This is a genomic window from Corallococcus sp. AB018 (assembly GCF_003986945.1).
Taxonomy (GTDB): domain Bacteria; phylum Myxococcota; class Myxococcia; order Myxococcales; family Myxococcaceae; genus Corallococcus; species Corallococcus exiguus.
This window is the reverse complement of record NZ_RAWR01000134.1, coordinates 18,142-29,459: the sequence shown is the minus strand read 5'-3', so window position 1 is coordinate 29,459 and position 11,318 is coordinate 18,142. Positions and strand designations below refer to the sequence as shown.

9 protein-coding genes are annotated in these 11,318 nt (G+C 70.6%); 2 read left to right on the top strand and 7 right to left on the bottom strand.

Annotated elements, in window-relative coordinates; all coding sequences use genetic code 11:
• Positions 1 to 197: 197 nt before the first annotated feature.
• Positions 198 to 1,094 (bottom strand): hypothetical protein, encoded by an 897-nt coding sequence (locus D7Y11_RS26155; RefSeq protein ID WP_120578560.1) that lies wholly within the window; start codon positions 1,092 to 1,094, stop codon positions 198 to 200.
• A gap of 138 nt (positions 1,095 to 1,232) precedes the next feature.
• Between D7Y11_RS26155 and D7Y11_RS26150 the strand changes: the two genes are divergently transcribed.
• The gene (locus D7Y11_RS26150; protein WP_126935061.1) at positions 1,233 to 2,852 is read left to right on the top strand and encodes a leucyl aminopeptidase; all 1,620 of its coding nucleotides are present in this window, start codon (positions 1,233 to 1,235) and stop codon (positions 2,850 to 2,852) included.
• Between the two features lie 137 nt (positions 2,853 to 2,989).
• On the opposite strand, the gene D7Y11_RS26145 is transcribed toward D7Y11_RS26150, so the two are convergent.
• The 6 genes from D7Y11_RS26145 to ruvB all read right to left on the bottom strand — a co-directional run bounded on the left by D7Y11_RS26145 (position 2,990) and on the right by ruvB (position 10,104).
• Entirely contained in the window at positions 2,990 to 3,628 is a 639-nt protein-coding gene (locus D7Y11_RS26145; RefSeq protein WP_126935062.1) for a hypothetical protein, read from the bottom strand.
• 125 nt (positions 3,629 to 3,753) lie between these two features.
• Positions 3,754 to 4,992 carry a DUF4388 domain-containing protein gene (locus D7Y11_RS26140; RefSeq protein WP_126935060.1) on the bottom strand — a complete coding sequence of 413 codons (1,239 nt, stop codon included), beginning with the start codon at positions 4,990 to 4,992 and terminating at the stop codon, positions 3,754 to 3,756.
• Between the two features lie 27 nt (positions 4,993 to 5,019).
• Positions 5,020 to 6,114 carry a thioredoxin domain-containing protein gene (locus D7Y11_RS26135; protein ID WP_120578563.1) on the bottom strand — a complete coding sequence of 365 codons (1,095 nt, stop codon included), beginning with the start codon at positions 6,112 to 6,114 and terminating at the stop codon, positions 5,020 to 5,022.
• A gap of 56 nt (positions 6,115 to 6,170) precedes the next feature.
• Positions 6,171 to 7,115, bottom strand: coding sequence for a UDP-3-O-acyl-N-acetylglucosamine deacetylase (gene lpxC, locus D7Y11_RS26130; protein WP_120564081.1), 945 nt, complete (start codon positions 7,113 to 7,115; stop codon positions 6,171 to 6,173).
• 448 nt (positions 7,116 to 7,563) lie between these two features.
• Entirely contained in the window at positions 7,564 to 9,048 is a 1,485-nt protein-coding gene (locus tag D7Y11_RS26125) for a hypothetical protein (protein ID WP_120578564.1), read from the bottom strand.
• Between the two features lie 18 nt (positions 9,049 to 9,066).
• Entirely contained in the window at positions 9,067 to 10,104 is a 1,038-nt protein-coding gene (gene ruvB, locus D7Y11_RS26120; protein WP_120578565.1) for a Holliday junction branch migration DNA helicase RuvB, read from the bottom strand.
• 119 nt (positions 10,105 to 10,223) lie between these two features.
• Between ruvB and D7Y11_RS26115 the strand changes: the two genes are divergently transcribed.
• A complete protein-coding gene (locus tag D7Y11_RS26115) occupies positions 10,224 to 11,309 on the top strand; it encodes a hypothetical protein (RefSeq protein ID WP_120578566.1) in 1,086 nt (361 codons plus the stop codon).
• Positions 11,310 to 11,318 lie beyond the last annotated feature (9 nt).

The following is an 11,318-nucleotide window of genomic DNA, read 5'->3' as shown; positions in this document are numbered from 1 at the left end:
CCCGATGCCCAGGAGCGCCCCCAGCCCACCCGCCAACACACCCGCCGCCATGAGGAGCAAGACTGTCATTCCCTATCGAGGATAGGAGGCACTCCCCGCTTCGGATAGCGCCACGCCCCGGAGGGCAACCTGCTCGATCGGCTGGATGCCCTGCACGCGAACACAGGCCCGAGACGCGGGCCGTGCGGATCCGTTCACTACGCGGCGGTGGCGCCCAGCGTGCCCTCTGGAAACTCCTCCATGAACCGCGCGCGCGTGCGCGGCGTGTAGGTGCCACGCGCCATGTAGCCGTGCAGTTTTCGAAGCAGCCCGCGCGTCACCTCCAGCGCGGCGTCCAGCTCCACCGCGAAGTCAAAGTGATCATTGCGGTACAGCTCCTGGAAGGAGAGCTGCGAGTACGCCGGGAGGGCCCGTGTGCGGCCGAGCGGACTGGAGAGGAAGAGCCCGGAGACGTAGAGACCGCGCACCCAGCCGTCCAGCTCCGCCTTGGTGGGGGCCTGCCCCACGCGGTCCTGCGACGCCAGGCGCACCAGTTCGTAGATGCCCCGGCCAATGCCTCGCAGCGGGATGCCGGAGCTCTTCACCACCTGGAACTTCTCGCGGATGCGGGCGGTGCCCACGCCATCCGTGCCGTCCTGCTGGCGCAGGAAGAAGAGCGTCTGGGCCCACTCCACCTGACGCCGTGCGTCCGAGGCCCGCTCGCCCTTGCGGCGGTGGCGCAGCACCAGCTGGTCCACCAGCGGGTGGAGGCGCCGGTCCAGGCTCAGGTGGGTGAAATACCCCGCGAGGATGGCCAGGCCCGCCTCCGTGCCCACGAGGGCGCCCGAGGCGACGAGCTCCGCCATCTTCAGGCCCAGGCCCACCGGGGCGCGCTCGTGGTACAGCCGCGCGAAGGGGGGCCAGCCGGCCTCTGGCTGCATCATCACGCCCAGGCCCCCGCGCACGCCTGCGCACAGCGGCAGGTCCGGCAGCGCCGCGCCAAAGCGCGCGTACGGCAGGTCCTCCGACAGCGCGCGCACCCAGTCGGCGGGGAGCCCGTCCGGGTGGGCCGCCAACCGTTCGATGGCCGTCAGATGCAGCAACAGGGTGGGCATTGGGAGTGCACAGCTATCCAGCGCGCAGGGGCATTGCAATGCCCGAGTGGCAACCAGCGCTTTGCGAGCAACACGCGGCGCGTCTACAGTCGCGCCCCTCGGATCACCCCCTCCCTCTGTCCAGGAGTCCAAGTCGCCATGCAATTCAGTCTCGTCTCCGGTGAAGCCGCGCCGGTGAGCGGTGAGCTGCTCGTCATCCCCCTCTTCGAGGGCGAGCTGGGTGATTCCGCCCCCGCGCCGCTGACGGCCGCGGATGCGGCGCTGGACGGCAAGCTGCGCGCCGCCGCCACCCAGGAGGGCTTCAAGGGCAAGGTGGACCAGTCCTTCCTCGTGCACACGCTGGGGAAGCTGGGCGCGGACCGCGTCCTGCTCCTGGGCCTGGGCAACCGCGCGCGCTTCCAGCCGGAGGTGCTGCGGCTGGCCGCGGGCCGCGCGGCGAAGACGGCGCAGCGGCTGAAGTCCACCGCCATCGGCTTCCGCGTGCCCGCCACGGACGACGCGGCGCTGGCCGTGCGCGCGGTGGTGGAGGGCCTGGAGCTGGGCGTCTACCGCTTCGACAAGTACAAGTCCTCCGCGCGCGAGGACAAGGGCGCTCCCAAGCTCACCCGCGCCACGCTGTCCCTGCCGGAGGGCACGGAGAAGTCGCGCGCGCTGGATGACGCGCTCCACCTGGGCCTCAAGCTGGCGGAGGCCGTCAACTGGGCGCGCGACCTGGTCAACGAGCCCCCCAACGTGGTGACCCCCACGAAGCTGGCGCAGGCCGCGCAGCAGGCCGCCAAGGAAGGCGGGCTCACCGCGGAGATTGGCGCGCGCAAGGAGATTGAGCGCCTGAACATGGGCATGTTCCTGGGCGTCACCGCAGGCAGCGTGCAGGAGCCGCGGCTCATCCACCTGATCTACACGCCGAAGAACGCGAAGGACGCGAAGCGCGCCCCGCTGGCGCTGGTGGGCAAGGCCATCACGTTCGACTCGGGCGGCCTGTCGCTCAAGCCCACCGAGGGCATGGTGGAGATGAAGACGGACATGGCGGGCTCCGCCGCGGTGCTGGCCGCGATGAAGGTCATCGGCTCCGTGGTGAAGCCGCCCTTCCCCGTGCACGCCTTCATCGGCGCGTGCGAGAACATGCCGTCCGGCACGGCGTACAAGCCCGGTGACATCCTCACCGCGCGCTCCGGCAAGACGGTGGAGATCACCAACACGGACGCGGAAGGCCGCCTGGTGCTGGGTGACATGCTCACCTGGGCCGGCGAGCACGAGCCGTCCGCCATCATCGACCTGGCGACGCTCACGGGCGCGTGCATGGTGGCGCTGGGCAGCTACATCGTGGGCGCCTTCGGCGACGACGACGACACGGTGAACAGCGTGCTCACCGCCGCGCGCGCCGCGGGCGAGGAGATGTGGCGTCTGCCCGTCAGCGACCTGCAGAAGGACGCGCTGCGCTCCGACGTGGCGGACATGAAGAACTCCGGCGAGCGCTGGGGCGGCGCCATCAACGCGGCCCTCTTCCTCAAGGAGTTCGTGGGCGACACGCCCTGGGTGCACCTGGATATCGCCGGTCCGTCCAACAGCCCCAAGGAGCGCGGCTACCTCAACAAGGGTGGCACGGGCGTGGGCGCGCGCACGCTGGTGGAGCTGGTGCGCCAGCAGGCCGCGCGCATCGCCTCGCAGCCGGAGCCCACCAAGGCCGAGGCGCCCGCGAAGGCCCCCAAGGCCGCCAAGGCTCCGAAGGCCACCAAGGGCAAGCCGGCCCGCGCGTAGTCCCCGTGGAGCCTCCGGGCTCCGCATGGAGTCCTTCGCGGAGCGTCGCCGAGCTCCGCGCGGAGTCCTTTGCGAAGCATCGCCGGGCTCCGCGCGGGCATCCGCGTGGAGCCTTGAAGCCCGATTCCTCGCGCCAGCTAGCGCGGGTCGCCGGGCTCTTTTTCAGGCGCGCTGGGTGCTCGCACCGCCACGCTCGGCTCCGGGAGTGGACGGACGCCCGCCATCAGGGCGTCCACGCTCTCCGTGATGCCAGCGGTGGCCTCCGTGGGCCAGGTGGCCAGCATCATCAGCACGCGGCCGGAGTTGCCCTCGCGCACGGCCACCTTGCCGCGCACGCCCTCGCCCACCTGGAAGTCGAATCCCACCGCGTTGTCCGACAGCGCGATGGGCTGCGGATCCGTGGTGGTGAAGCCCGGCTGCTGGCGCAGCCCCTGCGTCAGCCGCTCCGCGAACTGCACGGGCGTGGCCACGCCGGGCGCCACCTGCAGCACCACCTGCGCGCCCGTCACGCGGTGGCGCAGGATGACGGGAATCGCCAGCCCCTCCGGGGTGCGCTCGTTCGTCTCATCCAGCTGCCACTCCGCCGTGGGCCGGATGATTTCGAAGCCCAGGTCCTCGTCCACGTAGCGCCGCGTGGTGGACGCGATAGCGGACTCATCCGACGCCATGCCGGAACCACCCGTGCCGGGCCCCGCCTTCGTCACCGCCGTCCGGGACGCGCCACACGCCGTGCTCAGCAGAAGCACACCCCACCCCAACATCCGCATCGCGCCCATGTGCTCGTCCCCCGCCAGCCGCCAGCCGTGGGGAGGAACGTGGACACCCACCTCCGGGCCCGCCAGGGGCACACGGGGGCGGTGTGTGCTGTCAGACGGTGGAAACTTCGCGCCCGGGGCCCGCCTTACGACAGGCCGCCCTGGAGGGTGCGGTAGGTGTTGGCCAGCCGCTCGGCCACGTCCGCCGGCAGCACGTTGCGCGCGGAGAACAGCGCGTAGGACACGAACGCGTCCAGCGCCTCCAGCGCCATGGCCCGGCCCACCGCCTCGCCGCCGCTGGTGGACACGTTGGCGCGCAGCCGGGCCACGTCCACCCGTCCGTCCGGCCCCAGCGTGACGCCCTGGTACGCCTCCTCCAGGCCCGGCGGTGGCGACTCCACGAAGCCGCGCAGCAGGTCCACGTCGCGGCCCGCCTCGCGCAGCGCGCGGTGCACCAGCGACAGGAGGAGGTTGTAGCGCTCCTCCGCGGACAACAGCTCCCAGGCCATGCCCTCCACCGCGGGGCCAGGAACAACAGGCGCCTCCGCGGCCTGCACGGCCAGGTGGCCGCCGCGCACCGCCTCCTCCACACCGCTGTAGAAGGCGTACTGGCTGCCCGCGTAGGCGGCCCGGAGCACACCCAGCGTCGTGCCCTCGCCCAGCTTCGCGAACAGGGCCTCCTCGCCGGGCAGCGCGCCCTGGGGGCCGGGCGTCACGCGCATGTCGTCCGGGAAGCGGCGGCGCAGGCGGCCCGTCTCCTCCGCGCGCTTGATTCCGGTGAGCACCAGGTCGCGCGTGCGCTCCGGCAGCTTCACCGCGTCCACGGCCGGGGACTTCGCCTCCAGGAAGAGGAAGCTGCCCTCCACCATCTCGAAGAGGTTGAGCACCACCTCGCGCACCACGAACGTCATGGCGCTGTAGAGGCTGGCCTCGGAGACAAGCCCCTGCGACGTGAGCACCTGGCCAATGCGGCGCGCGGGCGTCACCTGCGCCAGCGCCTGGGTGAGCCGCGCTTCCGTCAGCAGCCCCAGCCGCACCATCACCGCGCCCAGGCGCTCCCAGCGCTCGCTGGAGGTGGCGAACACCACCTGCCCGTCGCGGAAGGCCACCGTGCGGCGCACGGTGCCGTGCTGCACGACGAGCTGGCCGGTGCGGATGCCCGAAAGAATCTGGGCGAAGACCTCCTCGACCGAGAGCGTCCCCAGGCTGCCGGCGAAGAAGCCGGCCGCGCCGTGGGACTCCGGGAGGAGCACCAGCCCCTCCGGCGCCAGGAAGTGCGCCGAAAGGGGCCGGGTGGGAGAGACGACAGCAGCGAGCGGCCGCTCCAGTTCGAGCGAAGCCGCCTCACCGCTCACGCGGGGCGTGGCCCTGGGTTTGGACGCCACCGCATCCCTCCCTGCAGACGCTACGGACTACTTCGCGCCCTTCAGCTCCGCGTCGATGATGCTCTTGAACTCGTCCAGGGGCTGCGCGCCCGACAGCATGATGCCGTTGATGAAGAACGCCGGCGTGCCGGTGACGCCCACCTTGGAGCCGTCCGCCATGTCGGACTTCACCGTCGCGGCCGTCGCGCCGGAGTCGAGGCAGGTGTTGAACTTGGCGGTGTCCAGCTTCAGCTCGCCCGCGTACTTCTTCAGGTCATCCACGCCCAGCGCCTTCTGGTTGGCGAAGAGCTTGTCGTGCATCTCCCAGAACTTGCCCTGCTCGTTCGCGCACAGCGAGGCCTCGGCGGCCTTCTGCGCCTGCTGGTGGAAGTCCAGCGGGAACTGGCGGAACACCAGGCGCACCTTGTCACCGTAGAGCTTCGTCACCTCGTCCACCGTGCCGATGGCGCGGCTGCAGAACGGGCACTGGAAGTCGCTGAACTCCACGATGGTGACCGGCGCGCTCTCCGGACCCTTGGCCGGGCCGGTGGCGGCCACCTGCTTGCGCTCCGCGGGCGGGCGCGGGGGCTCGGGCAGTTCGTACTTCACGTTGGCGCCCGCGCGCAGCGAGTCGAAGAACTTCTGGGCCACTTCCTGCTTCTGCTGGCCGGACAGGAACTCCACGATCTGCGGCTTCATCTGCTCGTAGGTCGCGCCCGGAGGCAGCTGACCCTTGGCGCCGTCGAAGACTTCCTTGATCTTCTCTTCCGGCGGCGCGGGGATCTTGTCGTCGATCTCCGCCTTGAGCAGCTGGTCCTCGGTGATGCCGCGCTTGGTCGCCTCGGCCTTCACCAGGCGCTCCGTGACGAGCCCTTCCAGGCCGCGCTTGCGCAGCTGGAACTTCTGCTTGTCCAGGTTCGCCAGCGGCTCCTTGATGCGCTCGTTCAGCTCACCGAAGGTGACCTTCTCGTTGTTGCCGAAGGTGGCCACCACGGTGTCCGGCGCCGGCTCCGTGGCGTTGGCGGCCTGGACCTGCGCGGCGGGCGCCTGGGCATTGGCCGGCGCCTTCTCCTTGTTGCAGCCGGCGGTGAGGGATGCCGCGAGGAGGGCGGCCAGGGCGATGCGAGTAGAGCGCATGGACATAGCCCGCCGACTTAATAGAGGTCCCCGGGACTGGCAAGGAATTGCCAGTCTGTCGTTCAGGCGACCAGGGGCTCCAGCTCCAACGCGCCCGCGAGGCTTCCACGGCCCGGCTCACGCCCCTCCACGTCCCGGCGGCGCGCCGTGACGATGTCGAAGCTGGAGGGGTCCGCCAACACCTTGCGCACGAGCTTGTGATTGAGCGCGTGGCCCGTCTTGAACGCCGTCATGTGGCCAATGACAGGCCGGCCGAACAGCGACACGTCGCCGATGGCGTCCAGGATCTTGTGGCGCACGAACTCGTCCGGGAAGCGCAGGCCGTCCGGGTTGAGGATGGCGGCCTCGTCCACCACGACGGCGTTCTCCAGCGAGCCGCCGCGCGCCAGGCCCAGCGTCTTGAGCTTCTCCACGTCACGCAGGAAGCCGAAGGTGCGGGCGCGCGAGATTTCACGCGAGAACCCCCGGTCGTTCACGTCCACGTCGAAGGACTGGCCCTGGATGACGGGGTGCTCGAAGTCGATGGTGCAGCTGATGCGGAAGCGCCGGGCGGGGGTGAGCGAGGCCTGCTTGTCGCCGTCCGTCACCGCCACGCTCTTCTTGATGACCAGGTACTCGCGCGGCGCGTCCAGTTCGTGCGACCCGGCCTCCATGATGGCGTGCGTGAAGGGAGCGGCGCTGCCGTCCATGATGGGCACTTCCGGCCCGTCCAGCTCCGCGCGCACGTTGTCGATGCCCAGCGCCGCCAGCGCGGACATCAGGTGCTCCACCGTGCCCACCTTCACGCCGTCGCGGCCCAGCGTGGTGGCCAGCGACGTGTCCACCACGTACTCCGCCAGCGCGGGGATGCTCACCGGGCGCTCCAGGTCCGTGCGGACGAAGACGATTCCATGCCCCGCGGGCGCGGGCTTCAGGGTCAGCGTCACGGGCAACCCGGAGTGGAGCCCCACGCCGCGGCAGATGGCCGGCTGGGAGAGGGTGCGCTGGAAGTCGTTGAACTGGAGCATGTCGGTGTCGCCTCTAGGGACTGCTTCGTACTGACATACGCGGGGTATGGCCCCGTCAGGCCGTTCCACGGCGGCCTGACGCGCTGCGCATAAAAGCAATCAACATGCCACGCGGCCGTGACACAAGAATTGCCTGAAAAGGAGGCCCCGCCCTTCCCAACCCCCTGGAACTGCTGGCGCACGGGACGCCGGGACAGGGGACGGCAGGGCCCGGAGCCCAGACACCCCTCTTGGGAAACCCACCACTGCGCCTCCCACCGTGACAGCGATGTCCGGAATTCATCCTTCGAACCCCGGGGCACCCGAATGGTTTCACGCCAACCCGGAGTGCGTGTCACCCACGTGACAGGGGCGCGTCTCTATCGCAGGCGAGTGCCCGGAAGCAAACGCACATCCCGGACATACGGGGAGTCCGGGGCTTGACGGGAATCGTGACGCAGAGGGTGGGTCAGCGAGCAGGCGGCAGGAAGCGGTCGCGCAGGGCTTCCGCGTCCGGCCTGTCGAAGCCGCGGCCCTGGAGGAGCGAGCGACGGCTGACGGCGTGGAAGGTGGTCTCCAGCGTCTGCGAGAAACGCCGGAGGTCCTCCGCCAGGCGGCTGCGGATGCCGGGGCCTTCCGGGGGCCAGGGCAGCTCCACCAGCAGCGAGGTGAAGCGGTCGAAGGCGTCGTAGTCCGCGTAGCGCAGCAGCTGGTAGCCGCCGTCGTGGAAGTAGTCGAGGAACGACTTGAGGGCCTCCAGCACGCGCTCGGCGGCGGCCACGTCCTCCGAGCGCAGGTGGCTTTCAGCCGCGCGGCACAGCTGGGCGTAGACCCACAGGTCCTTGCGCAGGCGCAGCGCGGCGTCCTGGGCGCTGGTGAGGTGACCGAAGGCTTCATCCCCCAGCGAGCCGTTGGGGGCCAGCGCGTCCACCAGCGCGACGATCTGCTGGCGAAGGAGCGTGGTGAAGGCCTCCGCGGCGCGCAGCGGGGCGGCGGGGTCGCGGTCCAGGTCCACCAGCACCTCGCGGGAGATGCGGTCCGTCTCGCGGGCCAGGTCGCGCGCGGCGCGCAGCGTGGCGGCCTGCAGGTGCTTGGGGCCGGCCTTGGGAGACAGGTCCGTGTGCAGGTAGCTGGCGACGGCGGACACCTCGCCGCGCACCAGGGACAGGAGCACGCGCACGCGGCGCGGCACGGGCGGCTGCGCCTCCGGGTCCACGTGCGTCAGGTAGTGCAGCACGCGGAAGAGGCCCAGGAACGCGGTGGTGAAGAGGGGCCGCGTGTCCGCGGGCAGCGAGCCCAGCACGTCCAGCAGGCGCACGGAGCGCAGCCGGTCGTACTCGACGCGGAACTCCAGCGGGCGGAAGGGGCGGAAGTAGCGGTTGAGGACAATTTCCCGCAGCGTCAGCTTGCCCACGTCCTGGAACAGCGACAGGCCGATGAGCGGCAGCTGGAGCAGGTTGTCGAGCAGGTTCTTCAGCGCGTCGAACGCCTCGCGCACGACGAAGAGGCTCTCCGGCGGGGTCTCCTGATCCAGCTCTTCTTCAATCAGCAGCCGGCGCACGCGGTCGTCCGCGAGCTGGGTCTCCACGTACTTGCGGAAGACCATCTTCGGGTCGCTGTCCGGGTCCTGCAGGTGCCGGGCGACGCGCACGGCGCGCTCCATGGCGTCGCGCACGTCCACCAGCTCCTCGTGGAAGTCGCGCGTGACGAGCGGCCGGGCGCGGGCGTCCACCACGGAGTTGTGGAGGTTCAGGTAGCGCTCCACGGCGCGCAGCCACATCTCGAACTCGAAGAGCAGCTCCTCGCGGCCCTCCACCGGGACGCCGCGGAGCCAGCGCTCGCGCTCGGCGAGGAAGCCCGCGCGCGTGGCCTGAGAGGCGCGCATCAGGTCGCCGTAGTAGTCGCGGGGACTGGGGATGACCGTGGGCACGGCGGGCGCGGAGGCTTGGCTCATGGCGGGAAGTGGTGCGGGCTAGAAGAGCGCCCCTTGCGGGGAGCTGGGGGGCGGCGTCTTCTTGAAGTACTGGTAGGTGCGCAGCGTGGCGGTGCGGCCCCGGGGCGTGCGCATGAGGAAGCCCTCCTGCATCAGGAAGGGCTCGTAGACGTCCTCGATGGTGTCGCGCTGTTCGCCCACGCTCGCGGCGATGGTCTCCACGCCCACCGGACCGCCCCCGAACTTCTCCAGGATGGTGAGGAGGATCTTGCGGTCCATCGCGTCCAGGCCGCTGGCGTCCACGCCCAGGCGGCTCAGCGAGTCGTGCGCCAGGTCGTAGGTGATGCGGCCGTTGCCCTCCACCTGGGCGAAGTCGCGCAGGCGGCGCAACAGCCGGTTGGCGATGCGGGGCGTGCCGCGCGAGCGGGTGGAGATTTCGCGGCTGGCGGCGCGGTCCAGGGGTACGCCGAGGATGCGCGCGGAGCGGTCGAGAATCTGCTCCAGGAACTTCGGCTCGTAGTACTCCAGGCGATCCTGGATCTGGAAGCGGTCGCGCAGCGGGGACGTGAGCAGGCCCGTGCGCGTGGTGGCGCCCACCAGCGTGAAGGGCGGCAAATCAATCTTCATCGCGCGGGCGGCGGGCCCGGTGTCGATGGTGATGTCCAGCCGGAAGTCCTCCATCGCCGGGTAGAGGTATTCCTCCACGGCGGCGTTGAGGCGGTGGATTTCGTCGATGAAGAGGATGTCCCGCTCGTTGAGGTTGGTGAGCAGACCCGCCAGGTCGCCCTTCTTCTCCAGCGCGGGGCCGCTGGTGACGTGGATGCCCACGCCCAATTCGTTCGCGATGATGTACGCGAGCGACGTCTTGCCCAGGCCGGGAGGGCCGGAGAACAGGCAGTGGTCCAGCGCGTCACCCCGGCTCTTCGCCGCGGCCACGTACACCTTGAGCTTTTCGACGACCGCACCCTGCCCCACGTACTCGTCGAAGGAGCGCGGGCGCAGGGAGACCTCCAGCCGGATGTCTTCCGGCTGAACATCTCCCGAGAGGGTGTCGTCGGACTTCCTCGCCATCGCCATTCCGACCCTATACAGCGAAGGGGGCGCGTGTCGCTGCCCTTCTGGCGGCGCTAGACTCGGAGCGGCACGCCGACCGGCCAGCCAGGGGGCACGTCCCCCTGCCCGAAGGGAGTCGCGTCATGATTTCCGCTTCTGCCCCATTCCGTCCCCTGCCCCTCCTGCCCGAGGCCCGCACCGAGCGTTCGCCCGGCGCCCGTCTCCAGAAGCTGCGCCGCGCCGCGCAGGAGGCCCGCGAAGCCTTCGTCCGGGAAGGCCCGGTGGCGGCGGTGGCCACGTGCGACCTCATCACGTTCCCCTACCCCACGCTGTTCGCCTTCAGCGGGGCGGCGCTGTCACCAGCGCCCTACGTGATGATGACCAACCGCATGCAGGTGGTGCAGTTCGCGGAGGCCGGCACCGGCCAGCGGCGCACGCTGCTCTTCAACCCCACCGACTACGAGCGGGGCCACGCGGCGCCCTTCTACCGCGCGCTGCGCGAGCGCTACGGCGCGTTCCTCTCCGACAAGGTGATGTCCACCCGCCACGGCACGGTGCAGGGCTACCTGGAGCAACTGGGGCTGACGCCGTCGGACGTGGACTACCTGGCCTTCGACCACCTGCACATCCAGGACCTGCGCGGCTGGCTGGGCGGTGACGGCGCCGCGCCCGTGTTCCCCCGGGCGAAGCTGCTGGTGCAGCGCGCGGAGTGGACCATGGTGAAGCACCTGCACCCCATGCAGCATGTGTGGTTCGTGCCCGGCGGCGCGGACATTCCCGACGAGCGCGTGGTGCTCCTGGACGGGGACACGTGGCTGGGTCAGGGCGCGGCGCTGCTCAGCACGCCCGGCCACACGCAGGGGAACATGTCCCTGGCGGTGGCCACCGCGAATGAAGTGTTCGTGGTGAGCGAGAACGGCGTGAGCACGGAGAGCTACACGCCGCTGTTGTCGCGCATCCCCGGCGTGCGCCGCTTCGCGGAGCAGATGGGCTGGGAGGTGGTGCTCAACGGCAACACGCGCGAGGACTCGCTGGAGCAGTACGCGTCCATGGTGGTGGAGAAGCTCTTCGCGGGCCCGTCCGCGCATGACGCGTCGTTCGTGAACTTCCACCCGTCCTCGCTGCTCACCTCGCACCTGCTGGCCCCGGGCCTGGGGCCCACCGTGGTGCTGCCCGCGCCGAACACGGGCGGGCTGCACCCCACGCCCGCGGTCCGGCGCGCGGCGTAGTCGACTCCC

Bases quoted from the DNA above. Each gene is read 5' to 3' on its own strand.
- lpxC (WP_120564081.1), bottom strand. From the start codon at position 7,115: ATGCTCCAGTTCAACGACTTCCAGCGCACCCTCTCCCAGCCGGCCATC.
- D7Y11_RS26155 (WP_120578560.1), bottom strand. From the start codon at position 1,094: ATGCCCACCCTGTTGCTGCATCTGACGGCCATCGAACGGTTGGCGGCC.
- D7Y11_RS26135 (WP_120578563.1), bottom strand. From the start codon at position 6,114: ATGTCCATGCGCTCTACTCGCATCGCCCTGGCCGCCCTCCTCGCGGCA.
- D7Y11_RS26145 (WP_126935062.1), bottom strand. From the start codon at position 3,628: ATGGGCGCGATGCGGATGTTGGGGTGGGGTGTGCTTCTGCTGAGCACG.
- ruvB (WP_120578565.1), bottom strand. From the start codon at position 10,104: ATGGCGATGGCGAGGAAGTCCGACGACACCCTCTCGGGAGATGTTCAG.
- D7Y11_RS26115 (WP_120578566.1), top strand. From the start codon at position 10,224: ATGATTTCCGCTTCTGCCCCATTCCGTCCCCTGCCCCTCCTGCCCGAG.
- D7Y11_RS26125 (WP_120578564.1), bottom strand. From the start codon at position 9,048: ATGAGCCAAGCCTCCGCGCCCGCCGTGCCCACGGTCATCCCCAGTCCC.
- D7Y11_RS26150 (WP_126935061.1), top strand. From the start codon at position 1,233: ATGCAATTCAGTCTCGTCTCCGGTGAAGCCGCGCCGGTGAGCGGTGAG.